The 23,623-nt window shown below is 72.2% G+C and carries 22 protein-coding genes; 13 read left to right on the top strand and 9 right to left on the bottom strand.

Annotated features, from left to right (window positions below; genetic code table 11):
• Window positions 1-17: 17 nt before the first annotated feature.
• From Csp2054_RS05630 to Csp2054_RS05610, 5 genes are all read right to left on the bottom strand, one after another.
• Window positions 18-1,850 carry a thioredoxin domain-containing protein gene (locus Csp2054_RS05630; RefSeq protein ID WP_096898331.1) on the bottom strand — a complete coding sequence of 611 codons (1,833 nt, stop codon included), beginning with the start codon at window positions 1,848-1,850 and terminating at the stop codon, window positions 18-20.
• 99 nt (window positions 1,851-1,949) lie between these two features.
• Window positions 1,950-2,495 carry an ATPase gene (locus Csp2054_RS05625; protein ID WP_096898330.1) on the bottom strand — a complete coding sequence of 182 codons (546 nt, stop codon included), beginning with the start codon at window positions 2,493-2,495 and terminating at the stop codon, window positions 1,950-1,952.
• Window positions 2,496-2,497: 2 nt separating this feature from the next.
• Window positions 2,498-3,553, bottom strand: coding sequence for an NAD-dependent epimerase/dehydratase family protein (locus Csp2054_RS05620; protein WP_096898329.1), 1,056 nt, complete (start codon window positions 3,551-3,553; stop codon window positions 2,498-2,500).
• Between the two features lie 119 nt (window positions 3,554-3,672).
• Entirely contained in the window at window positions 3,673-4,533 is an 861-nt protein-coding gene (locus Csp2054_RS05615; protein WP_176491576.1) for a sulfurtransferase, read from the bottom strand.
• Between the two features lie 202 nt (window positions 4,534-4,735).
• Window positions 4,736-6,292 carry an MFS transporter gene (locus tag Csp2054_RS05610; protein ID WP_096898327.1) on the bottom strand — a complete coding sequence of 519 codons (1,557 nt, stop codon included), beginning with the start codon at window positions 6,290-6,292 and terminating at the stop codon, window positions 4,736-4,738.
• Window positions 6,293-6,440: 148 nt separating this feature from the next.
• On the opposite strand from Csp2054_RS05610, the gene Csp2054_RS05605 reads away from it, so the two are divergent.
• Entirely contained in the window at window positions 6,441-7,088 is a 648-nt protein-coding gene (locus Csp2054_RS05605; RefSeq protein WP_176491575.1) for a TetR/AcrR family transcriptional regulator, read from the top strand.
• 105 nt (window positions 7,089-7,193) lie between these two features.
• Here the strand turns inward: Csp2054_RS05605 and Csp2054_RS05600 are convergent, their stop codons facing one another.
• A complete protein-coding gene (locus Csp2054_RS05600) occupies window positions 7,194-8,828 on the bottom strand; it encodes a dolichyl-phosphate-mannose--protein mannosyltransferase (RefSeq protein WP_096898326.1) in 1,635 nt (544 codons plus the stop codon).
• Window positions 8,829-8,882: 54 nt separating this feature from the next.
• Between Csp2054_RS05600 and rsmI the strand changes: the two genes are divergently transcribed.
• The 6 genes from rsmI (at window position 8,883) to Csp2054_RS05570 (ending at window position 14,614) form a co-directional block, all read left to right on the top strand.
• A complete protein-coding gene (rsmI, locus tag Csp2054_RS05595; protein WP_096898325.1) occupies window positions 8,883-9,704 on the top strand; it encodes a 16S rRNA (cytidine(1402)-2'-O)-methyltransferase in 822 nt (273 codons plus the stop codon).
• 108 nt (window positions 9,705-9,812) lie between these two features.
• A complete protein-coding gene (metG, locus tag Csp2054_RS05590) occupies window positions 9,813-11,393 on the top strand; it encodes a methionine--tRNA ligase (RefSeq protein WP_096898474.1) in 1,581 nt (526 codons plus the stop codon).
• A complete protein-coding gene (locus Csp2054_RS05585; protein ID WP_096898324.1) occupies window positions 11,390-12,319 on the top strand; it encodes a TatD family hydrolase in 930 nt (309 codons plus the stop codon). The genes metG and Csp2054_RS05585 overlap by 4 nt, the downstream gene beginning before the upstream one ends.
• 2 nt (window positions 12,320-12,321) lie before the next feature.
• The gene (gene rsmA, locus Csp2054_RS05580; RefSeq protein WP_096898475.1) at window positions 12,322-13,170 is read left to right on the top strand and encodes a 16S rRNA (adenine(1518)-N(6)/adenine(1519)-N(6))-dimethyltransferase RsmA; all 849 of its coding nucleotides are present in this window, start codon (window positions 12,322-12,324) and stop codon (window positions 13,168-13,170) included.
• 339 nt (window positions 13,171-13,509) lie between these two features.
• The gene (locus tag Csp2054_RS05575; RefSeq protein ID WP_141399149.1) at window positions 13,510-14,028 is read left to right on the top strand and encodes a hypothetical protein; all 519 of its coding nucleotides are present in this window, start codon (window positions 13,510-13,512) and stop codon (window positions 14,026-14,028) included.
• A 46-nt stretch (window positions 14,029-14,074) separates the two neighbouring features.
• Window positions 14,075-14,614, top strand: coding sequence for a hypothetical protein (locus tag Csp2054_RS05570; RefSeq protein WP_096898322.1), 540 nt, complete (start codon window positions 14,075-14,077; stop codon window positions 14,612-14,614).
• A gap of 78 nt (window positions 14,615-14,692) precedes the next feature.
• Here Csp2054_RS05570 and Csp2054_RS05565 read toward each other — a convergent pair whose 3' ends face one another.
• Complete coding sequence (locus tag Csp2054_RS05565) at window positions 14,693-15,433, bottom strand: SDR family oxidoreductase (RefSeq protein ID WP_096898473.1); 741 nt, start codon at window positions 15,431-15,433, stop codon at window positions 14,693-14,695.
• A 101-nt stretch (window positions 15,434-15,534) separates the two neighbouring features.
• On the opposite strand from Csp2054_RS05565, the gene Csp2054_RS05560 reads away from it, so the two are divergent.
• Window positions 15,535-16,377, top strand: a complete 843-nt coding sequence (locus Csp2054_RS05560; protein ID WP_096898321.1) for a helix-turn-helix transcriptional regulator — start codon at window positions 15,535-15,537, stop codon at window positions 16,375-16,377.
• A gap of 10 nt (window positions 16,378-16,387) precedes the next feature.
• On the opposite strand, the gene Csp2054_RS18020 is transcribed toward Csp2054_RS05560, so the two are convergent.
• The gene (locus Csp2054_RS18020) at window positions 16,388-17,002 is read right to left on the bottom strand and encodes a hypothetical protein (RefSeq protein ID WP_176491574.1); all 615 of its coding nucleotides are present in this window, start codon (window positions 17,000-17,002) and stop codon (window positions 16,388-16,390) included.
• Between the two features lie 161 nt (window positions 17,003-17,163).
• On the opposite strand from Csp2054_RS18020, the gene Csp2054_RS05550 reads away from it, so the two are divergent.
• Entirely contained in the window at window positions 17,164-17,850 is a 687-nt protein-coding gene (locus tag Csp2054_RS05550) for a response regulator transcription factor (protein ID WP_096898319.1), read from the top strand.
• A 26-nt stretch (window positions 17,851-17,876) separates the two neighbouring features.
• Complete coding sequence (locus tag Csp2054_RS05545) at window positions 17,877-19,235, top strand: sensor histidine kinase (protein WP_176491573.1); 1,359 nt, start codon at window positions 17,877-17,879, stop codon at window positions 19,233-19,235.
• A 130-nt stretch (window positions 19,236-19,365) separates the two neighbouring features.
• On the opposite strand, the gene Csp2054_RS18705 is transcribed toward Csp2054_RS05545, so the two are convergent.
• Window positions 19,366-19,545 (bottom strand): DUF3800 domain-containing protein, encoded by a 180-nt coding sequence (locus Csp2054_RS18705; protein ID WP_411897138.1) that lies wholly within the window; start codon window positions 19,543-19,545, stop codon window positions 19,366-19,368.
• A 635-nt stretch (window positions 19,546-20,180) separates the two neighbouring features.
• On the opposite strand from Csp2054_RS18705, the gene Csp2054_RS05530 reads away from it, so the two are divergent.
• The 3 genes from Csp2054_RS05530 (at window position 20,181) to Csp2054_RS05520 (ending at window position 23,620) form a co-directional block, all read left to right on the top strand.
• Window positions 20,181-21,179: a RimK family alpha-L-glutamate ligase gene (locus Csp2054_RS05530; RefSeq protein ID WP_096898315.1), complete on the top strand. Its 999-nt coding sequence runs from the start codon at window positions 20,181-20,183 to the stop codon at window positions 21,177-21,179.
• Window positions 21,180-21,263: 84 nt separating this feature from the next.
• The gene (locus Csp2054_RS05525; RefSeq protein ID WP_096898314.1) at window positions 21,264-22,316 is read left to right on the top strand and encodes an LLM class flavin-dependent oxidoreductase; all 1,053 of its coding nucleotides are present in this window, start codon (window positions 21,264-21,266) and stop codon (window positions 22,314-22,316) included.
• Window positions 22,316-23,620, top strand: coding sequence for an O-acetylhomoserine aminocarboxypropyltransferase/cysteine synthase family protein (locus Csp2054_RS05520; RefSeq protein WP_096898313.1), 1,305 nt, complete (start codon window positions 22,316-22,318; stop codon window positions 23,618-23,620). Before Csp2054_RS05525 ends, Csp2054_RS05520 begins: the two co-directional genes overlap by 1 nt.
• The last annotated feature ends 3 nt before the right edge of the window (window positions 23,621-23,623 follow it).

Below are 23,623 nucleotides of genomic sequence, written 5' to 3'. Positions count from 1 at the left end.
TACCGTCCCCGGGCCGGTCAGCCGAGTTGGTCCACGAGGGCGTCCACCGTGGTGGCGGGGAGCGCGCAGACGTGGTCGTGACAGACGTACGCCGCGGGGTCCTTGCCGGCGCGACCGTCGAGGAGCCCGTATCCCGCGGCCGCCCACGCCTGTGCCTGCCGGGGCGTGACGGTGACGACGACGGTGCCGGGACGGCGACTCGTCTGGGCGGCGTCGCGCAGCGGATCGCCGGGGTCCGAGGTGATCACCACGACCTCACGTGACGGTCGCTGGAGCGCCAGGGCGACCCCGAGGGCATCGGCGTACCCGAGCGGGCGCTCCGTGCCGCTCCGTGCGCGGTCCGCGACGAGCCGTCGAGCGTCGTCGCGGAAGCGCTGCTCGCCCGTCAGCGCTGCGAGCGTCGCCGCCGCCGAGGCGAGTCCGACCGTGCCCGACCGGAGCGCGGTCTGCGGCTGTTCCCCGGTCGCCGTGCCCGCCGAGGCCAGCACGGGGTCGGCGTCGAACCGCCCGGTCAGACCGTCCTCCACGAGCCCGCGTGCGACGGTGGCGTACGTCACCTCGCCCGTCACCAGGGCGAGTTCGAGCAGGCCGTCCGCGAAGAGCCCGACGTCCTCGATGGTCGGCGGCGCGGTCGATGCACCACGCGGTGAGCTCGAGCGCACCACGACGTGTCCGTCGTCGAGGTGCGCGGCGATCACCGCGTCGGCTGCCCCACGCGCCAGGCCGATCATCTCGTCGTCGCCGTGTCGACCACCCGCGACGGCCAACCCGCGGATCGCCAGTCCGTTCCACCCGGTCAGCACCTGGTCGTCGAGCGGTGGCGGGTCGAGCGTCGCGCGCTCCGCGAGCGGTCGTCGGTACCACTCGCCCTCCACCCGCCGGCCGTCGATGGTCGACTCGCTGTCCTGCGCCGCCACGAACGCGCCGTCCGGTCGTCGCAGGGTGTCGCGGAGGAAGGCGGCGATGCCCCGAGCCTGCTCGGCGTCCGCCACGGCGAGCAGTCCGGCGTTGTCGTAGAGCATCCGTTCGTAGTGCGGCACGCTCCAGTCACGCTTCGTCGCGTAGCGGAACACGCCGCCGTCGGCATCCGTGAGGTCCGACCCGACGATCGCGGAGCGGGTCCGGTCGAGCAGTCCTCGCGCCCGGTCTGCGCCGTCGGCCGCGAGGTCGGCGAGGAACTCGAGCAGCGGCGCGCTCGGGAACTTCGGGGCGCCGCCGAGACCGCCGTGGACGGTGTCCTCGACCTCGAGCAACTGGTCGAGGACCCCGTGGATCGCGTCGACGGACGGGAGGCGCGGCTCGTCGCCGCCCCGCTGGTCACCCGACGTGGCGGTCGCGTCCGCTTCGGCTCCCTGCCGGATCGCCCGCGCGATGGCGGACGCGTTCGCGTCGACCTCCTGCCGACGCTCCCGCCACGCATCGAGCACCGCGCCGAGGACCTGGCGGAAGGACGGCACCTGCTGCACGGGTTGCGGCGGGAAGTAGGTCCCGGCGAAGAAGACGTGGGCATCGGGTGTGGTGAACACCGTGAGCGGCCACCCCAGCTGCCCGGTGAACGCGCTCGCCGCCGCCATCATGGAGGCGTCGACGTCGGGACGTTCCTCACGGTCGACCTTGACCGCGACGAAGTCCTGCCGCAGGAGCTCGGCGACGTCGGGGTCCGAGAAGCTCTCGCGCGCCATCACGTGGCACCAGTGGCAGGTGGCGTACCCGATGGACACGAGCACGGGGACGTCGCGCTCGCGTGCCTCGGCGAAGGCGTCCGGACCCCACTCCCGCCAGTCCACCGGGTTGTCGGCGTGCTGACGGAGGTAGGGGCTGATCGCGGAGCCGAGTCGGTTGTCGGTCATGCGTCCAGCCTGCCCCGCCGGACCTGGATGGGAGAGTGGCAGCGGCGACCTGTGGACGGCGCCGTGCCGTCCACAAACGTCAGCCCCCGAGTCACCCGGTCACAGGCGTGCGGGACGCGCGGGCAACCACCCCGTGAGCGACGCGAGTCGACGTGCCACGTCCTCCGGCGCGCGGTCGTCCGTGTCCACCCGGGTGACCTGGCCCTCGACAGCCGCGTCGAGCCTCCTGGCCGTCCTGGCGCTGTGCGCCACCTGCGCCTCGGGCAGTCGGCCGCCGGACCGACGCCGCAGCCGGTCGGCGGTGGTCGCATCACCCGCACGCAGCAGGACGGCGGTGACCACGGGATCGTCGCCCATCGCCGCCGCCAGGGCGGTGTGTTCGAGGACCGACACCGTGTTCGTGTACACCAGGCGGTGGTGTCCGAGCTCGCGGTACCGCGCCCACAGCGTGGCGAGGTTCCGTTCGGCGAGGTGCGCCTCCGGGTGCGCGAGGTGCGGAGCGGGGTGGGCGAGGTCGAGCGTGTCGCCCTCGATGACGGCGTGCGGGACGTCGGCCGCCACGAGGAGGTCGTGCAGGGCCTCGGCGGCCGTGGACTTACCGACCCCCGACCGTCCACCGATGAACAGGACCTCCGAACGCGGCACGGTCAGCCGCGGCCGAGCATGAGGAGGGCGAGTGCGGCGTCCTCGGGGCCGTAGTCGAACATCCGCTCCCAGAACGGGTCGTCCGCCCACGGGACGTCGCCGTCCACCGGGACGCGGTGCGCCGTGTCGACCAGCCAGTCGAGCTCTGGTGCGACGGCGTCGCCGAAGGCGGGTGGCTGCCATCCGAGCCCTCGTGCCGCCGTGGTGTCGAGGACGAAGGGAGTCGGGGACGACCACGGCGTCAGCCCGACGAATGCCGGAGCGTCCTCGTCGAGCAGGACCTCCTCGAACTCGTGGTCGAGGTGTGCGGCCACGGTCCGGACGATCTCGAGGACCGACGGGGCCGTGGCGTCGGCGACGTTGAGGATGCGACGGTCGGGCACGTCCGCGGCGCGAGCGGCGAGCGATGCGATCCCGGACGCCGCCGTCGTGTGGTCGACCCCGCGGCCACGGTCGGCGAGCAGGATCCGCTCCCGGCCGTCGAGCGCTCGCCGCACCACGAACCACTCGCGCGGGCGTCCGATGTGCGGTCCGTACACCTTCGACGGTCGGAGCACGGTGACCGGGGCGCCGTGGTCCAGCAGCACCTGTTCGGCCGCGACCTTCGACGCGCCGTAGCCATCGCGACTCGTCGGGTCGGCGTCGGCCGGTGCCACGGTCGGTTGCAGCTCCGTGACCGGGCCGCCGAAGACCGGGCGCTCGGTCGAGTTCGCGTGCCGCCCCTGCTCGTCGACGTAGACCGCCTTCGACGACACGAACACCGTCGAGCCGGCGTCGTCGAGGAAGGGGCGGAGTTGCAGGGCGTCGTCCCGGGTCATGCCGACCGTGTCGACGAGCAGGTCGGCACCGGGGCGGAGGAGTGACCGGAGCAGCGTGGTGTCCCGTCGGTCGCCCGGCGTGAAGGTGGCACCGTCGGTGACGAGCGCGTCGGCGACCGGACCGCCTCGGCGCGCGACCACCTCCACCTGCCAGTCGTCGGGGCCGTCGAGCAGCTCGCGGGCGACCGCCGAGCCGATGCCGCCCGTGCCGCCGAGGATGACCGCTCGTCTCGTGCCCATGGTGCAACGGTAGTGCGGTCGGACGTCGGTGGCGCTGCCGCGGCTCGTCCGTCACTCAGTCGGTCGGTCGGTCGGTCCGTCGGACAGCCCGGTGGTGCGTCCGTCGGCGCGGCGGGCCGTCAGGAGGCGACGGACCCCGCTTCGAGGCGCCACCACTCGACGAGCGAGCCGTCGTACACCTGCACCCGCTCGTGACCGAGCACCGTCAGTGCCAGGGCGTCGACGCACGCCGCGCTGCCGACGCCGCAGTAGGTGACGATCTCCTCGGAGTCGATGACCTCGGCGAACGCGTCCGCGAGGGCCTGCCCCTTCCGGTAGGCGTTGGTGGCGGGGTCGACGAGGCTCCCCACCGTGATCGGGGTGCTGCCCGGGATCACCGGCGGGTGGTCGTCCCCGAGGACCGACTCGTCGGCGGCCAGGACGAGGGCCGCCGGCTGCTCGCCGGTCGTGGCCCGGACGACGCGGTCGTGGTCGGCCCAGAGCTCGCGCGTCTCCCCGGCGAGGAACGAGTCCTGGCCGGCTGCGGGCGCGGCGGACGACGACGAGCCGATGCGTACCGGTCGTCCTTCGTCCCGCCACTTCGTGAAGCCGCCGTCGAGCACCGCGACCGAGTCGAAGCCGAACGAGCGGAAGATCCACCACAGCCGCGCCGACCACTCGCCGACGCTGTCGTCGTACACCACCACCGTCGAGGCGTTCGTCACGCCGAGTGCGTGCACGGCGGACTCGAACTGTTCGGCCCCGGGACGGGTGAAGGGGACGTCGGTGTGCGGGGCGGACAGGTCGGTGACGAGGTCGGCGTAGTGCGCGCCGGGGACGTGGCCGTGTTGCTCGTAGGAGTCGTGCGCCGGGCGCCAGACCGTGTCCAGTCCCGTGCCGACCGTGTGCACGGACGCGTCGAGCACGACGAGCTCGTCGGCACCGAGGTGGTCCGCGAGCCACTGCGTCGACACGAGCGGCGAGGTCAGGACGGGGGCCATGCCGCTCACCATAATCGCGACCCCTGACGCGTCACAGGGCTCCCGCAACACTGCGCAACGGCACAGGAATCGGTGCCGCGCGATTCGGATCGAAGTGGGCGAGCGTGATCGGGACGCGGCTGTGGATCGACTCCGCGGCCCTCGTTCGACGGCGGCGGAGTCGTTCCACAGCGGTGACCTTGCGGTCAGCTCGCCGCGACGGTCAGTGCGCCGCGGTCGGGATGCTCCCGGTCGTTCCGGCGGCGGCGTGCTCGAGACGACCCAGGCGCACCGACTGCCGGTTGATCAGCAGGCCGCCCGCGAGCGCGACCAGCACGAGCACCCCGGCCGAGATGCCGAACGCAGCGTGGTACCCGTCGATCACGGCCTGCGCCTGCTGGAGCTTCGTCGGCGCCGAGGTCAGCCCGTCGAGCCGCGCCTGCACGACGTCGGCGAAGATCGTCGACAGGAGCGCGGTGCCGATCGAGCCGCCGATCTGCTGCATGGTGTTCACCGTCGCCGAGGCCACGCCCGCGTCTGCCCGGGCGACCCCGGTGGTGGCGGTGTTCATCGCGGACGAGAAGATCGTCCCCATGCCGAGACCGATCACGACGAGTGCGGGGAGGACCGTGCCGGCGTAGGTGCTGTCGACCCCTGTGCGGAGGAGCAGGAGCAGTCCGGTCGCCGCCACCAGTCCGCCCACGAAGACCAGGACCTTCGGACCGACCCGCGGCAGGAGTCGGCCGCCGATCTGGGTCGACGACACGATGATCGACAGCGGCATCGGCAGGAACGCCAGGCCCGTCTGCAGCGAGGAGAACCCGAGGGTCTGCTCGAGGTAGTAGGTCAGGAACAGGAAGATGCCGAACATGCCGATCGCGACGAGCCCGATCGCGAGGTAGGAGCCCCCGCGGTCGCGGTCGAGCACGATGCGGAGCGGCAGGAGCGGGTGGGCGACCCGGGTCTCGATCACGACGAACGCGGCGACCAGCACGACGCCCAGCGCGAGCATGACGATGGTGAGCGGGGCGTCCCACCCGTTGGTCTCGGCGTTCGAGAACCCGTACACGATGCCGACGAGCCCCGCCGTGATGGTCAGCACACCGGCGACGTCGATGCGGGGTCGCTCGACCTTCGGCGGCTTCGCCATGAACACGAGGGCGCCGATCACGCCGAGGACCGCGAAGACGACGTTGACGTAGAGGCACCAGCGCCACGTGGCGTACTCGGTCAGCACGCCGCCCAGCAGCAGGCCGATCGCCGCGCCGGAGCCCGCGATCGAGCCGAAGATGCCGAACGCCCGGCCGCGCTCCTTCGGGTCGCGGAAGGTCGTGGTGAGCATGCCGAGCGCGGACGGTGCCAACAGCGCCCCGAACGCACCCTGCAGGGCCCGGGCGGCCACGAGCAGGCCGAACGAGTCGGCGAGGCCGCCGAGCACGGACGCGGCAGCGAAGCCGACGAGCCCGATGATGAAGGTGTTCTTGCGGCCGAAGAGGTCGCCGAGTCGCCCGCCGAGCAGGAGCAGCGAGCCGAAGGCCAGCGAGTATGCGGTGACGATCCACTGCCGTTGGTCGGTTCCGAACCCGAGGTCGGCCTGCGCCGAGGGCAGCGCGATGTTCACGATGGTGGCGTCGAGCACGACCATGAGCTGGGCGAGCGCGATGACCGCGAGGGCGATCCAACGGTGCTCGGTGCGACCGCCGGCGGGGGCGGTCGGCGGGGTGGGTGCGGTGGTCGGCACGGACCCGGTCGGGGTCGGCGCGGTCTGTTCTGCCGTCACGGGCAGGCCTCCTTCTGGAAGGTGGAGGGGATGGAGGGGTCGGACGGACCGACGAAGCGGATGTGGTGCATCCGCTTGCGGCCAGTGTAGGGCAAAACGGAGGGACCGCATCCGCTTGTTCCCAGAAAGTTCAACTATCTTCGGAGCCGTGAGCACCACCGACCTCGACCGCCCCCTCCGGGCGGACGCCGCACGCAACCGCGAGCTGATCCTCCAGACGGCACGCAAGTGCTTCGCGGAACGCGGGCTGTCGGTCACGCTCAACGACATCGCGCACGAGGCCGGTGTCGGAGTGGGCACGGTCTACCGCCGCTTCGCCGACAAGGACTCCCTGATCGAGGCGCTCCTCGCGACCAAGTTCGAGGCGATGAACGGCGCCGCGGCCCGTGCTGCCGAGGAGCTCGACCCCCGTGAGTCGCTCCGCGTCTACCTGATGGGCGTGTTCGAGTTCCGTGCTCGCGACCGCGCGCTGGCCGACGCCATCGTCCGTGCCGGCAAGGCCCGGCCGTCGATCGTCGAGGAGCGCAACCGGCTCGAGTCCCAGGTGTCCGAGATCATCGGCCGAGCCCGAGCCGCCGGGGTCGTGCGCGACGGGTTCGACTACCGCGACCTGCCGATGCTGACCCAGATGCTCGGCGCCGTCGCGGACACCACCCGCGCGACCGATCCCGATGCCTGGCGGCGCTACGCGCAGGTGCTCATCGACGGCGTGATGCCACCCGAGCACGCCGACCCCATGGTCGGGTCGCCCCTCGACCGCGACGCCCTCGAACGGGCCATGCAGCCGAAGGCCTGACGACGGCCGCACCCGCGACGGCCGCACCCGCGACGGCCGCACCCGCGACGGCCGCACCCGCGACGCCCGAACCCGCGATGGCAGCGCCCGCAGCCCCCGGACCGGTTACAGCCAGCTCGGGATCCAGTAGTGCGATCGGATGAAGTCCCAGGGCATCTGCATCGCGGTCCACATCGGGTACCAGTACGCCGACGCGAGCACCACCACGCCGAGGTACACGCCCACCCACACGATCGCCCGGGTCCGCCGCGAGCGTTCGTCCGTCCGCCGACCGAGCACCAACCCGATCACCGCCGCGAGCGCCATCACCATGAAGGGCTCGAACGCGATCGTGTAGAACTGGAACACCGTCCGGTCCACGTACATCAGCCACGGCAGGTACCCCGCCGCGACGCCGAGCAGGACGAAGCCGTACTCCCACCGGCGGCGCATCGACCAGAGCACGACGAGGGCGATCACCGCCGCGACCGCCGCGTACCAGATGAACGGGTTCGCGATGCCGGTGATGGCCTCGCCGCAGCGGCTCGCGGTGCAGCCGTCCTGGCCTGCGTCCGTGCCGACGTAGTACATCGACGTCGGTCGTTGCATGACCAGCCAGAGCAGCGGGTTCGCCTGGTACGAGTGCGGCGTGTGCAGGCCGATGTTGAACCCGTAGATCTCCGACTGGTAGTGCCACCAGTTCTGCAGGCTGTCCGGCACCCACGCGAGCACGCCGGTCCAGCGCTGCCCGCCGCCGGTGCCGATCCAGTCGCGGTCCCAGCCGTCGCGGGACACGAACCAGCCCGTCCACGACGCCAGGTACGTGGCGGCCGCGATCGGCACGGTGAGCAGGAAGGACACCGGCGCCTGCTGGAGGACGGCGCTCGACGACCAGAACGCGATGCCCGCACGGCGACGCATCAGCATGTCGCTCAGCACCGAGTACACCGCGAAGAACGCGAGGAAGTACAGTCCCGACCACTTCGTCGCCGTGGCGAGCCCGAGGGCCAGGCCCATCGCGACGAGCCACGGCCGCCACCACAGGAACGGCCCCCACAGTGTCGCCTTGCCCGCGGCGACCCGGCGGGACACCCACGCGTCCAGCCGCCGCTCGGTCCACCGCCGGTCGAGCAGCAGCGCCCCCGCGCCGAGGACGACGAAGAAGGTGAGGATGCCGTCGAGGAGCGTCACCCGCGACAGCACGATCGCCTGGCCGTCGACGGCGAGCAGGAACCCGGCGAGCGTGCCGACGAGCGTCGAACGGAACAGCGAACGCGCGATCACCGCGGTCAGGAACACCGTGGCGGTCCCGAGCACCGCGACCGTGAACCGCCACCCGAACGCGTTGTCCGCCCCGAACAGCAGCATCCCGAGGCCGATGAGGTACTTGCCGAGCGGCGGGTGCGCGATGAACTCCGCGGCGCTCGTGTAGAGGTCGGTCTGCCCGTCCGCGAACCGCTGGTCGGTCGTCGGTGCGCCGTCCTCGGTGGAGTTCGCCGGCCAGGTGCCCTCGTACCCGAGGTGCACGATCGACCAGCCGTCCTTCACGTAGTACGTCTCGTCGAACACCAGCGCGTGCGGGGTGCCGAGCGCCACCAGCCGCAGCAGCGCGGCCAGCACCGTGACCGCGAGGGGCCCGGTCCAGCGCCACACCGCGACCCGGGTCGAGGTCCGCAGCACGCGGCCCCACCAGTCGTCGAGGCGCGAGCCGGTGGGGCGTCCCGCCACGTCCGTGCGGTCGTCGGTCAGCTCGCTGGTCATCGCGCACATCCTACGGAGGCGAGTCCAGCAACGGGCTGCGACGACAATGGGAGGGTGATCGTGCTCGCAGCCACCCCCATCGGCAACCTCGGAGACGCGTCCCGGCGCCTGGTCGAGACCCTCTCGAACGCGAGCGTCGTCGCCGCGGAGGACACCAGGACCGCCGTGCACCTCATGCGCGCCCTCGGGATCGAGAACCGGCCCCGGCTCGTCGCCCTCCACGAGCACAACGAACGGGCGAAGGCGTCCGAGGTCGTGGAGCTCGCGCGCGACCAGGACGTGGTGGTCCTCACCGACGCGGGCATGCCGGCGATCAGCGACCCGGGCTTCCCGCTCGTCGCCGCCGCCGCGGCCGCCGGGGTCACCGTGACCGCGCTGCCGGGACCGTCGGCGGTGCTCACGGCGCTCGCCGTGTCGGGTCTGCCGACGGACCGGTTCAGCTTCGAGGGGTTCCCGACCCGCAAGCAGGGCGAGCGCCGGCGGCTGTTCTCGGCACTCGCGGGCGAGCAGCGCACGATGGTCTTCTTCGAGTCGCCGCACCGGCTCGCCGACACCCTGGCGGACATGGCCGCGGGCTTCGGCGACGAGCGACGCGCCGTGGTGTGCCGTGAACTCACGAAGCTGCACGAGGAGGTCCGGCGCGGGTCGCTGTCGGAACTCGCGGGGTGGGCGGCAGCGGGGGTGCGCGGTGAGATCTGCGTGGTGGTCGAGGGGTCGTCCGGCGCGCTCGACGCCACCAGCGTCGAGGACGGTGTCCGCCTCGTGCTCGAAAGGGTCGCGGCGGGCTCGCGGATGAAGGACGCGGCCGCAGCGGTCGCGGACGCGACCGGCCTGTCCAAGCGCGACCTCTACGAGGGCGCGCTCGCGGCGCGCTGACGCACCCACGACCGGACGGGAGGCACGGGGCGGCGCCGCCACGGGCCTCCCGTCCGGCTCGTCCACAGCCGCGTCATGCGCGCGCCGCGCGCCCGTAGGATGGTCGGCATGGCCGACGGCAGCTCCTTCAGCATCACCACGCCGATCTTCTACGTGAACGACGTGCCCCACATCGGGCACGCGTACACCGAGGTCGCCGCGGACATGCTCGCGCGCTGGCACCGTCAGCGTGGGGACGACACCTGGCTGCTCACCGGCACCGACGAGCACGGCCAGAAGATCCTGCGCACCGCCTCGGCGAACGACGTCACGCCCAAGGAGTGGGCCGACCGGCTCGTCACCGACGCCTGGAAGCCGCTGCTCGACACGGTCGACGTCGCGAACGACGACTTCATCCGCACGACCGACGAGCGGCACGAGCGCGGCGTCACCGCGTTCCTGCAGAAGCTGTACGACGACGGCTTCATCTACGCCGGCGAGTTCGAGGGCTTCTACTGCGTGGGCTGCGAGGAGTACAAGCAGCCGAGCGACCTCGTCCCCGGCACCGGAGCGTACGAGGGGCAGCAGGTCTGCGCGATCCACTCGATACCGGTCGAGGTGCTGTCCGAGCGCAACTACTTCTTCCGCATGTCGGACTTCGAGCAGCCGCTGCTCGACCTCTACGAGTCGAACCCGCAGTTCATCCAGCCCGAGAGCGTCCGCAACGAGATCATCGCGTTCGTCAAGCAGGGCCTGCGCGACCTGTCCATCTCGCGGTCGAGCTTCGACTGGGGCATCCAGATCCCGTGGGACCACGACCACGTGCTCTACGTGTGGTTCGACGCGCTCCTCAACTACGTCACGGCGCTCGGCTACGGGTCGGACGACGACGAGGCCTTCCGGCGCCTCTGGCCGAGCGTGCACATCGTCGGCAAGGACATCGCCCGCTTCCACGCGGTGATCTGGCCGGCCATGCTGATGGCCGCCGGGCTCCCGGTCCCGGAGCGTGTGTTCGGCCACGGCTGGCTCCTCGTCGGCGGCGAGAAGATGTCGAAGTCGAAGCTCACCGGCATCGCGCCGTCGGAGATCACCGACACGTTCGGCTCGGACGCCTTCCGCTACTACTTCCTGCGCGCGATCACGTTCGGGCAGGACGGCAACTTCAGCTGGGAGGACATCTCCGCGCGCTACCAGGCCGAACTCGCCAACGGGTTCGGCAACCTGGCGTCGCGCATCGTCGCGATGCTCGGCCGGTACTTCGACGGCGTCGTGCCCGCGGCGGGTGAGCTGACGGAGGCCGACGCGGCGATCGAGGCGCTCGCGAAGTCCGTGACCGAGCGCGCCGACGCCGCGGTGGGTGCCTTCGCGCCGCACGACGCCATCGCCACCGTGTGGGAGCTCGTCGACGCCCTCAACGGCTACATCACCGAGCATGAGCCGTGGGCCCTGGCGAAGGACGAGACGAAGCGTGAGCGGCTCGCGACCGTGCTCGTCACCGCGCTGCGCGGGCTGGGCACCGTCGCCGTGCTCGTGTCGCCCGTCATGCCGAAGGCAACCCAGAAGCTGTGGGCGTCGATCGGTGCCGGTGGCTCCATCGCGGAGCAGCGCATCGACCGTGCATGGGAGTGGCAGGCCGCCGCGCAGGTCGTCCCGCTCGAGTCCGGGCTCTTCCCGCGGATCGAGCAGCAGCCGGAGCAGGGCGCAGCGTGACCGACGCGGCGCACGTCCGAGCCCGCGGCGAGGGATCGGGCGGCGGCTCGAAGCGCGACCTCAGCTACCCGCCACTGCCCCAGGCACTCGTCGTACCCGTCTACGACAACCACACCCACATGGAGATCGCCGACGGTGTGGGCGACGGTGGCGACGGTCCGCTCGACTACCGCGAACACCTCGACCGGGCGTCGAGCGTCGGCGTCCGTGGCGTCGTGCAGGTCGGCACCGACCTCGCGACGTCCCGGTGGTCCGCGTCGATCGCCGCCCGCGAGCCACGCGTGCTGGCGGCCGTGGCGCTGCACCCGAACGAGGCGCCGGTACTCGACGCCGCCGGCACCCTGGACGAGCACCTCGCGGGGATCGCCGAGCTCGCCGCCCTACCGCGCGTCCGGGCGATCGGCGAGACCGGGCTCGACTTCTTCCGCACGGGGGAGGACGGCCGCGCCGCACAGGTCCGCTCGTTCGAGGAGCACATCCGGATCGCCAAGGAGCACGACCTCGCGCTGACGATCCACGACCGGGACGCGCACGACGCCGTGGTCGAGGTGCTCGATCGTGTCGGCGCTCCCGAGCGCACCGTCTTCCACTGCTTCTCCGGCGGACCCGACCTCGCTCGCCTCTGCGCCGAGCGCGGGTGGTACATGTCCTTCGCCGGCACCGTGACGTTCAAGAACGCCCAGAACCTCCGCGACGCCCTCGAGATCGCTCCGCGGCACCTCGTCATGGTCGAGACCGACGCGCCGTTCCTCACGCCGACGCCGTACCGCGGCCGTCCGAACGCGCCGTACCTGATCCCGCTCACGCTGCGGTCGATGGCGGAGACGATCGGGACCGACGTCTCGATGCTCGCCGCGCAGATCGCCTCGAACACCGAGACCGTGTACGGCGCGTGGGACGCCGAGCCCGTCACGGTGGCCGAGTGACCGTGGGCGCGCTCCTCGGTCCTGCGGAGATCCGCGACCTCGCCGCGAAGCTCGACGTGACCCCGACGAAGAAGCTCGGGCAGAACTTCGTCCACGACGCGAACACCGTGCGGCGCATCGTCGCCGCCGGTCGGGTGACCCCGGAGTCGCGGGTGCTCGAGATCGGGCCCGGTCTCGGGTCGCTCACGCTCGGGCTGACCGAGACCGGAGCATCGGTGACCGCGGTCGAGATCGACGGACGCCTGGCCGCGCAGCTCCCGGCGACGGTGTCGGCGATGCAGCCCGGGGCACGGCTGCAGGTCGTGCACCAGGACGCCCTGACCGTCGCCGCGACCGACTTGCCGGAGGCCCCGACGCACGTCGTCGCGAACCTGCCGTACAACGTGTCCGTGCCCGTGCTGCTGCACCTGCTCGCCACCTTCCCGTCCATCGAGCGGGCGCTCGTCATGGTGCAGGCCGAGGTCGGCTACCGGCTCGCGGCCGCCCCGGGTAGCAAGGTCTACGGCGCGCCGAGCGTGAAGGCCGCCTGGTACGGCTCCTGGTCGATCGCGGGGCAGGTCAGCCGCCAGGTGTTCTGGCCCGTGCCGAACGTCGACAGCGTCCTCGTCGGCTTCGACCGTGGCGAGCAGCCGGGCGACGAGCTCCTGCGGTCGCGGGTGTTCGTGCTCGTCGACGCGGCGTTCCAGCAGCGGCGCAAGATGCTCCGGCAGAGTCTGTCCGGTGTGCTCGGGGGCAGCGCGCACGCGGCCGAGGTCCTGACCGCTGCGGGGATCGACCCGACCGCGCGGGGCGAGGTCATCGGGAGCGAGGACTTCGTGCGCCTCGCTCGGACGGTGCTCGCCGCCGGCTGACGGACCCGGCCAGCGGAATGCGACATTCTTGGTGGTCGGAAAGCTGCGTTCCTAGGGTGTTCCTCGAACTCGGGGAGGAACGATGACCATTGACATCACTGGCAGCCGGACAGACTCGGTTCGGCACGGGCCGGCGATCGGGCGTCTCAGCTCGGCACAACTGGAACGAGGGCGACGTCGCCCGGAAGGCAGCCCGGCCGAGCGGGCACGGGCGGTGCGGTCGATCCTCGACGCCCCGACGTTCCCCGTGGTGCCGAGCCGCATCCATCACCCGGCTTGGACGCTGGGCCCCCGGTGACCCGGTTCGACCGGGTCAGCGCGATGGAGACGGTTGAGTGCATGCCGGAGAGCGTGGTGCTCGAGCACACGTTCGTCTTCGCGGCGTTGGAGTCCGAAGCGCAGCACCACTCCGCCGCTTCGGACTTCCTCGAACGCCTCACTTCGGCAGGCACGCGGCTGCTGTTCACCGATCTGCTCGAACTCCAACTGCACGATCGGGCGTTCGCCACGGCCCGGCTCGCCGCGTCCTCGAGGCAGGGGAGTACCCGTCGGCTGACGTCCGGAGAACAGGTCGAGCTCGCTCGCGCCTTCCTCGGTCGGTGGCGGGCCGTCCTGATGCACTCGGACGCCGTGCACGTCGAGGTGTCGGACCTGATGGAAGACCTGATGTACTACAGCGAGCGCTTCCGGCTGTCGTCGTCCAGCGCGGTGCACGCAGCGCTCGTGATGGCCGCCGACGCCGACGGGCTCGTGACGGTCGATCCCTCGTTCGGCGTGGTCGATGCCTCGCTCCTGCCGTTGTTCCTCCCCGCCGACGTGGTGCGGTTCGTGGGGCGCGGCCGAGCGCTCCGCGCCTGAGGACCCACCACCTGTCCTGCGAACGGACCGGCCCTACGATGTCCGCATGACCGACGGGACGGTGCGTTCGCACGTGCAGGGGATGGCGCCGGAGCGCGTCCTCGCAGCGACGGGGAGACACCCGGACGAGTGGTACGCGGCGATCGACGCAGCGGACGGCCAGCGGATCGGACACGCCGCGATCGCGGCCTGGCTCGCTGAGCACGGCGTGGACTCGTGGTGGGCGCAGGGCGTGACCATCGGGTACGAGCAGTCCCGGGGCCTGCGGATCCCGGGGCAGCGCTCCGACGGGACGTTCGCCGTCTCGGCGTCGCGACAGGTGCCAGGCGAGCGCGAGCCGGTCCTCGACGCGATCGTCCCGGTCTGCTCAGGAGCATTCGGGTTCGCGCCGACCGCGCAGTCCCGCGGGGGCAAGCGTCCTTCGGCACGGTGGACGTTCCCGACACGTGAATCCGTGCTCGTGAACACCGAGGACGGCGCGAAGCCCGGGACCGTCCGCATCAGTGCTCAGCGTGAGCGCCTCATCGGTCCGGAGCGCATGCCGGAGGCGAAGGCTGAGCTGCGGCGACTGCTCGACGCCCTCTGACCTGGCTGCACCCGCCCCCCGAAGCCGCGCGCGCCCGGCCGGCCGCACGCCACACGACCACGCCGATGTCGCCCCCGCTCAGTGCCCCCGGCCGGCCAGCGCCTCGATGAGCTCCTGCTGGTTCCCGTTGCGCTCGGACCACCGGAGCGGCAGGACGTTCTCGACCAGGAGCTCCGGCCCGGCACCGTCGGTCAGCAGCCCGACGACCTCGTCGAGGAACGCGTCCAGCGGCATCCCCCCGAAGTCGGCGCCGCCGAGCAGGTCGGTCGCCACGGCCGGCGGCACGAGCTCGAGCACCGACACCGGCGATCCCGACAGCTGCTGCCGGAGCGACTGCGTGTACGAGTGCACCGCGGCCTTCGTCGCGCTGTACGTCGGGGTGGCGGCGAGCGGCGTGAAGGCGAGCCCCGAGGACACCGTGACGACGGTCGCGGCCGGTCGCGTCAGGAGGTGCGCCAGGAACGCGTCCACGAGCCGGATCGTGCCGAGCAGGTTGGTCTCGACGGTGGCCACGGCGTCGGCGACGTGCCCCGGATCGCGGAGGTCCTCGGGACGCATGATGCCGGACATGGTGACCAGGGTGTCGAGGTCCGGGTGCGCAGCGAGCACCGTGGTGGCGGCAGCGGCGATCGACGCGGGGTCGGCGACGTCCACGACCACGGTGTCGAAGCCGTGCTCCTCGTGGAGCGACTCGAGCAGGGAGGCGCGGCGTCCGCCGATGACGACGGTGCTGCCCGCCGCTTGCAGACGGAGGGCGAGACCGAGGCCGATGCCGGAGGTCGCGCCTGGGATGAAGACGGTGGCGTTCGTGATGTCCATGACCACCACGATGCGCCGACGGGTGTCGGCGAGGCAGAGCGCGGTCATCGGGGGACCGGCGATCCCTGGCACGCCCGCGGCGAGGGAGGCACGATGGAGGCATGGACCGCCCGGGCCTCGCCGACTTCCTCCGCCGCCGACGCGAGCTGTTGCGACCCGAGGACGTGGGACTCGGGGCCGGAGCGCGACGGCGCACGCCGGGCCTCCGCCGCGAGGAGGTGGCGTCCCTCGCCGGGATGTCCGTCGACTACTACACGCGCCTCGAGCAGCAGCGCGGACCGCAGCCGTCCGAGCAGATGGTCGCGGCGATCGCCCGAGCACTGCGCTGCTCCCTCGACGAACGTGACCACCTCTTCCACCTCGCGGGGCACAACGCTCCGCTGCGGGTGCGTCGAGCGGACCACGTCGACCCGGCGATCCTGCGCGTGCTCGACCGGCTGGAGGACACCCCCGCGATCGTGGTGAACGACCTGGGGGAGACACTCGTCGAGAACCGGCTCGGCGCTGCGCTCATCGGGTCGACGGTCGGTCTGCCGGGGAACGAGCGGTACCAGCCGTGGCGGTGGTTCATGACCGGGTCCGAGCGGGCGAAGTACGCGCCCGAGGAGCACGACCGCCTGGCTCGGGCGCAGGTGGCGAGCCTGCGCGCGGCGGTCGGTGCGGCGGGCCCGGGTGACCGGCGCGCGCAGCAGCTCGTCGCCGACCTGGAGCGGGAGAGCCCAGAGTTCCGGGAGCTCTGGGCGTTGCACGAGGTCCGGAGCCGGTGGGAGGACCACAAGACGTTCGTGCACCCGGAGCTCGGTCGCATCGCGGTCGACTGCCAGGTGCTGCACACCGACAACCGGGCTCAGGCGCTGCTGCTCTTCACCGCACCGGCCGGGACCGAGGACGCCGAGAAGCTCGCGCTCCTGGGCGTCCTCGGCACGCAGACGTTCGCCGGCTGACCGGAGCCCGTCAGCTGGCCGACGACGCCGACCCGGACGACGATGCCGACCCCGACGACGACGCCGACCCCGACGACGACGCCGACCCGGACGACGACGCCGACCCGGAAGCGGACCCGGACCCCGGCACCGCAGGCAGCCCGCTCCCGAGGGACGTCAGCTCCTGCTGCAGCGTCGACCCGTACCGCCCGTCGAGCGCCCGGCGCAGGAACACCCGCACGTCACGATCGATGCGCGTCCGCCGTCCCTCCTCGATCGCCCGGAGCCGTGCCGCGGTCTTCGTCGGCAGCACCGAGGTCCCGGCGGCCGTGACGTCGTGCAGGACGGTCTCGGCGGTGCTGCCGTACCCGCCCGACGCGACCTTCCGCTCCACGGCCGCGAGCGCGCTGCGGCGTTCCGCCTCGGTGCGGTGGTGCTCGGCCGCCCGGAGCGCGTGCCGGAGGGACGTCGGCATCGCGTGCTCGATGCGACGGAGGTCGGTGCGTTCGGCGGCGGTCAGCCGCGCGTGTGCGTGCGCGGGCGTGGTCGGCGCGGCGTTCGCGGCGGCGGCGCCGCCGAGTACGGACAGGCCGACGGCGACGGCTGCGGTGCCGACGAGCAGACGCCGGTTGGTGGTGGTGCGCATGGTGTTCCCTTCGGTCGGCGGTCCCTCGACCGCCTCGGGGACGATGATGTGGCGCGCGCGATCGGGTTCGGTCACCGGTTCGTTCGGGTTCTGTACGGACGTGTACCGAGCGTGGCCGGTTCCGGTGCCGTTCCCGGCCGGCAGGTCGGAGGATCGGCGACGTGGACGGAGCACGCGGACTGGTGGTGGTCGCCGAGGACGAGCCGGCGATCGCCGACGTCGAACGCCTGTACCTGCGCGACGCGGGGTTCGAGGTGCTCGTCCTGCGTGACGGCGCCGACGCCCTCGCCGCGATCCGACGGGCGGCTCCGGTGGCAGCGGTCGTCGACATCGGGCTGCCGGGGCTCGACGGCATCGAGCTCGTGCGGGCGCTGCGGGCCGAGGACGACTGGACCCCGGTCGTCCTCGTCACCGCGCGGGACACCGAGGTCGACCGGGTGCTCGGCATCGAGCTCGGCGCGGACGACTACGTCACCAAGCCGTTCTCCGGCCGTGAGCTGGCGGCGCGGGTGCGCGGCCTGGTCCGGCGGGCGACTCCGCGGTCCGCGCCCGTCGTGGTGGCCGGCGCGCTCCGGATCGACACGGTCCGCCGCACAGTGACGCTCGACGGACGGCCGGTGGCCCTGACCGCGACGGAGTTCGACCTGCTCGCCCACCTGGCCTCGGAGCCGGGTCGGGTCTTCGAGCGGTCCCGGCTGCTCAGCGCCGTGTGGGGCGTCGCGGACTTCAGCGGGACCCGGACGGTCGACGTGCACGTCGCCCAGCTGCGCGGCAAGCTCGGTGACTCCGCCGGCATCCGGACGGTCCGCGGCGTCGGGTACGCCTTCGACCCGGCGGGACCCCGGTGAGGAGTCGCAGCCTCACCGGACGGATCGTGGCCACGACGGTGGCGGTCGCGCTGGTCGCGGTGCTCGCGGTCAGCGTGGTCGGGTTCCAGCTCGTCCGGCAGGAGTCGATCGGGCAGACCCGTCAGGTGCTCCTCGCCACCGCGCAGGCCGTCGCCGCTGCGCCGGCCGGGCAGCGCGCGGCCTTCGCCGCCCGCGTCGAGCGTCGAAGCAAGGGCCGGATCGACCTCGGTGCCGGCGGGGACGGCGAGCTCCGGGGTGTCACCACGTCCGTGCCGTCCGGCCTGGAGGCACGGCTCACCACGGCGGACCGGCTGTCGGTCCGGCAGGTGGACGGGTGGCGCACGCTGCTCGTCGAGGCGGTCCCGGCCCGCGGCGGCGGGTCCGTGGTCGCCGTCGAGGACGTGTCGGTCCTGCACGCCGACACCGTCCTCGCCCGCTTCGCGGTCGCGCTCCTCATCGGGGTCCTCGTCGCCATCGGCCTCGGTGTGGCGGTCGCGCGGTTCGTCACCCGGCCGCTCCGGGGTGTCTCGGCGATCGCCGCCCGACTCGCCGCGGGGGAGCGCGGCGTGCTGGCGGGGGACCGGGGAGCGCCCGACGCCGGAGCCGCCGAGGTGACGGAGATCGCCGACGTCCGCCGTGCGTTGGCCGTGCTCGACAGTGAGCTGGCCCGCTCCGAGGCCGCCCAGCGCGAGTTCCTCACGTCGATCTCGCACGAGTTCCGGACCCCGCTCGCGGCCGTGCGCGGCTACGCGGACGCGCTCGCGGACGGCCTCGTCCCCGCCGACGACACGGCGCGCGTCGGCACGGTGGTCCGGGCCGAGACCGATCGCCTCGACGCGTTCGTCGCCGACCTGTTGACCCTGGCGCGTCTCGAGGCGGTCGACTTCCCGATCCGCCGCCAGCTCGTCGACGTCGTGCAGGTCGTCGCCGCGTCGGTCCGGGCGTGGGAGGGACGTGCCGCGACGGTCGGGGCGCGCGTCGTCCAGGTGCCCGCGGCCGCCGACGCGGCGACGCTCACCGACCCGCTCAGGCTGCGCCAGGTCGTCGACGGGCTCCTCGAGAACGCGCTGCGGGTGGCCCACCCCGGCGGGCTCGTCGAGGTGCGCGTCACGGACGAGCCGGACGGCGTGGCCGTGGAGGTCGCGGACGACGGGCCGGGCATCGCCGTCGACGACCTCCACCGTGCGTTCGTCCGCGGCGCGCTCCGCGACCGGTACCGCGACGATCGTCCGGTCGGCACGGGGCTCGGCCTCTCGATCGCCGCGCGTCTCGTCGAACGGCTCGGCGGACGCATCACCGCCGAGCCCGCCGACCGGGGCGCGCGCTTCCGCGTCGTCCTGTCGCGCGGGTCGGGCCACCCCCAGCAGCGGGATCGAGTGTCGTGACGGGCCCGGACGGAGCGGGAAGTGCCTCCGGCGCACTTGCCCACTTTCGGATGGTCGCGCTACTGTGGCAGAGCAGGACGCCGAAGGCCTCCCGCACCCAGCCAACGCCCCGCTCTCGCGGGGCGTTGTGTCATCTCGGCGCCCAGACGTAGTCGACGACGGTGATCTGATCGATGAAATGGACGATCTTCCGGACCGCGTCAGCTGACCGCGGGTCCTTCTCCGCGATCGTCTTCGAGCGGTTGAGGAAGTACGTCGCGACATCGGCAGCCTGCAGCATCCTGCTCTCGTGGGACGGGCCGAAGTAGATCGTGTCGGCGATGCGCGTGAGGGGCTTCCTCGTGTACCCAAGGGGCGCTCTCGACCTTGAAGCTCCTGAGGCTCCTGCGCGCGCCTGCGGCAGAGTGGTGTTCGTCGGCGAGCACGAGCCCCAACTGCTCCGGGTGGTCCAACCACTTCAGGCGTTCATGCACGCTCTCGAGGACCTGTGCCAGCGTGAGCAGGTGCGCCGGGTAGGCGTCCAGTCCGTACTTCCGTTCGTGTGACTCGAGATCGACACCACGGAAGATGAACGACGCGCTCGAACGCGCGAGGACCTTCGCGACGAGCGTGCACGCCTTCACCCGCCAACCGATCGGCACACGCTTCCACGCCCGATCGCCGTGGAACATGTCGACGGCGTGGAACTCGGTGTCCGGATCGAAGCCGGCGACGTGTGCGGCGACGAGGCGGGCCACCCCGTCCAGACCTCGCTCGATCTGTCTCACCGCAGCTGCATCGGCCACCAGCGCGCCGAAGAAGTAGAACGCGTCGTCGCGGGCCGATTCGTCGATGAAGATGAGTCGCACGCGGACACTGTACTGATGTGTGGAATCCTACGGGACGGATCGCAATGGCGCGTCACACACTTGGCAGCGTGCAACGCGGCGTGCCTAGGCTGGTGCGGTGAGCACTCCGCGCGTGTACGTCATCCACGAGAACCCCGAGTGGTTCCCGCCGCTCGCCGCCGCCTTCGAGGCCGAGGGCGTCCCGGTCGAGGAGATCCTCCTCACCGACGGGCAGATCGACCTCGCGTCGGAGCCCGCGCCCGGCGTGTACTGGAGCCGGATGTCGGCGTCGAGCCACACCCGCGGGCACGAGCACAGCAAGGAGTACACCCGTGCGCTCCTCGGCTGGCTCGAGCGCGCTGGTCGCACGGTCGTGAACGGCAGCCACGTCCTCGAGCTCGAGGTCTCGAAGGTCGCCCAGCACGGACTGCTCCGCGACGCCGGGTTCGACGTCCCGCGCACGACCGCCGTCTTCGGGTCGAGCGGGCTGAAGGACGCTGCGCGGAGCTTCACGGACGGGCAGGATGTGCCGTTCATCACGAAGCACAACCAGGGCGGCAAGGGCCTCGGCGTGCGCCGGTTCGACTCGCTCGCGGAGTTCGACGCGTACGTCGACAGCCCCGAGTTCGAGGAGCCGGTCGACGGCATCACGCTCCTGCAGGAGTACCTCACCGCGCGGGAGCCGTTCATCACCCGCGTCGAGTTCGTCGGCGGCGAGTTCGTCTACGCCGTCCGCGTCGACACCAGCGCCGGCAGCTTCGAGCTCTGCCCGGCCGACGCGTGCGAGGTGCCCCAGCCCGGGAGCCAGACGTTCGCGGGTGCGGTCTGCGAGGTCCCCGGCACCGGCGTGCCGAGCGCGTTCAGCGTCCGCGAGGACGTCACCGCCTCCCACCCGCTCGTGCAGCAGCTGCGCGGCTTCCTCGCCGAGCAGCGCATCCCGATCGCCGGCGTCGAGTTCATGGAGACCACGGACGGGCGACACGTCGTCTACGACATCAACACGAACACGAACTACAACCCCGCGGTCGAGGCGTCCGCGCCGGTCTCCGGACCGCGCGCGATCGCGCGCTTCACCGGCGGCCTGCTGGCCGCGCAGTACCAGACCGCCGCGGTCTGAGGACCGGACCACCCACGGCCGGGAGGCGCGGTGCGGGCCCGCCCCGCGCCTCCCGGCCGACCCGCCCCATCGAAGGAACCACACGTGCGATTCGGATACTGGACCCCGCTCTTCGGCGGCTGGCTGCGCAACGTCGAGGACGAGGCCATGCCCGTCACGTTCGACTACGTGAAGCGGCTCGCGCAGCGGGCCGAGCGGATCGGTTTCGACCTGACGCTCGTGCCGGAGCTGAACCTCAACGACATCAAGGGCACCGCGGCACCGTCGCTCGAGGCGTGGGCGCTCGCGGCCGCGATCGCGGCGACGACCGAGCGGCTCGAGATCATGGCGGCGATGCGTCCGGGCTACCACCTGCCGGCCGTCACCGCGAAGCAGGCGGCGACCATCGACGACATCTCGTGCGGGCGCTTCACGTTCAACGTGGTGAGCGCTTGGTGGGCGGAGGAGGCGAAGCAGTACGGCGGGATCTTCTCGGAGCACGACGACCGGTACAAGCGCACCGCGGAGTTCGTCGAGGTCATGCAGGGCCTGTGGCGGGAGACCCCGTACTCGTTCCACGGTGAGTACTACGACGTCGAGAACGCCCACCTCGAGCCGAAGCCGCGCGTGACCCCGCGCATCTACGCCGGCGGCGAGAGCGAGGCGGGCAAGACCGCGATCACCGGGTACGCCGACGCGTACGTCACCCACGGCGGCACCGTCGAGGAACTCCGGACGAAGATCGCCGAGATGCGTCGCCGACGCGAGGAAGCGGGTCGCGAGCCGTTCGAGGCCTTCGGCATGGCGGCGTACGTCATCGTGCGCGAGACCGAGGAGGAGGCGCAGGCCGAGCTCGCCCGCATCACCGACGTGCGGCACGGCAAGGCGTACGAGTCGTACCAGGACTTCATCTCGAAGTCGCAGCTCGAGCACGTCCCGTCGCTCGAGGACTACTCCGTGTCGAACCGTGGGCTGCGGCCCGGGTTCGTCGGCACGCCGGAGCAGGTCGCCGCCCGCATCCGCGAGTTCGAGGACGCCGGGGTCGACACGCTGCTCCTGCAGTTCTCGCCGCAGCTGGAGGAGATGGAGCGCTTCGGCGAGCAGGTCATCCCGCTCGTCCGCCCCGCGGTGGCAGTGGCCTCCGGAGTGGACGCCTGATGGCCTCCGCCGACGAGGGGTGGGCGTTCGAGACCCGGCAGATCCGCGCCGGGTACAAGGCCGACCCCGGGTGGGGTGCCAACGTCCCGCCGATCGCGCAGAGCGCCGCGTTCGTGTACCCGTCCGCCGACGACGCCGCTGCCCGGTTCCTGCTCGACGCGCCCGGGCACACGTACTCCCGCGTGAACAACCCCTCGGCAGCCGCCCTGGAGCGCCGGATCGCGGACCTGGAGGGCGGGGTCGGCGCGCTGGCGCTCGCGTCCGGGCAGGCCGCCACGACGCTCGCGGTCCTCGGGGTCGCGCGCGCCGGCGACCACGTGGTGTCGAGCGCGTCGCTGTACGGCGCGACCTACACGTTGTTCGCGTCGACGCTCCGCGACCTCGGCATCACCTTCACCTTCGTGCAGGACCCGACCGACCTCGACGAGTGGGCCGCGGCCGTCCGACCGGAGACGCGCGCGTTCTACGGCGAGAGCATCCCGAACCCGCGCGGCGACGTCCTCGACTTCGCCGGGGTCGCGCAGGTGGCGCACGAGGCCGGCGTGCCGCTCATCGTCGACAACACCATCGCGACCCCCTACCTCGTGCGACCGATCGAGCACGGGGCGGACATCGTCGTGCACTCGGCGACGAAGTACCTCGCCGGTCACGGCAGCGCGATCGCGGGGATCATCGTCGACAGCGGGAAGTTCGACTGGGCCGCGTACCCGGACAAGTACCCGCAGCTGACGTCGGTCGAGCACTCGGGTTTCGCGGGGACGGACTTCGCGGCGAAGTTCGGCCCGCGGGCGTTCATCCAGCGCACGCGGTCGAAGCTCGCCGCCGACCTCGGCCCCGCCATCGCTCCGTTCACGGCGTTCCTGGTGCTGCAGGGCATCCAGACGCTGTCCCTCCGGATGGACCGGCACGTGGCGAACGCCGCCGCGGTGGCGTCCTGGCTCGACGCCCACGACCAGGTCCTCGGGGTGCACTACGCCGGGCTGCCCTCGTCGCCGTGGTACGCCCTGGCGCAGCGGTACGTGCCGAAGGGGCCGTCGGCGGTCCTCGCGTTCGACCTGGACGGTGGGGTGGAGGCCGGGCGGCGGTTCGTCGACGCGCTCGAACTGTTCGACCACGTCTCGAACATCGGGGACGTGCGGTCGCTCGTCGTCCACCCGGCGTCGACCACCCACGTGCAGATGACACCGTCGGAGCGTGCCGCCGCCGGGGTCGGCGACGGGCTCGTCCGGCTGTCCATCGGCCTCGAGCACATCGACGATGTCCTGGCCGACCTCGCCCGGGGCTTCGCCGCTGCCGCACGCTGAGCC

The organism is Curtobacterium sp. 'Ferrero' (assembly GCF_002412165.1).
Classification (GTDB): Bacteria; Actinomycetota; Actinomycetes; order Actinomycetales; family Microbacteriaceae; genus Curtobacterium.
The sequence above is the reverse complement of the archived record's forward strand: the minus strand, read 5'-3'. Positions and strand labels throughout refer to the sequence as shown.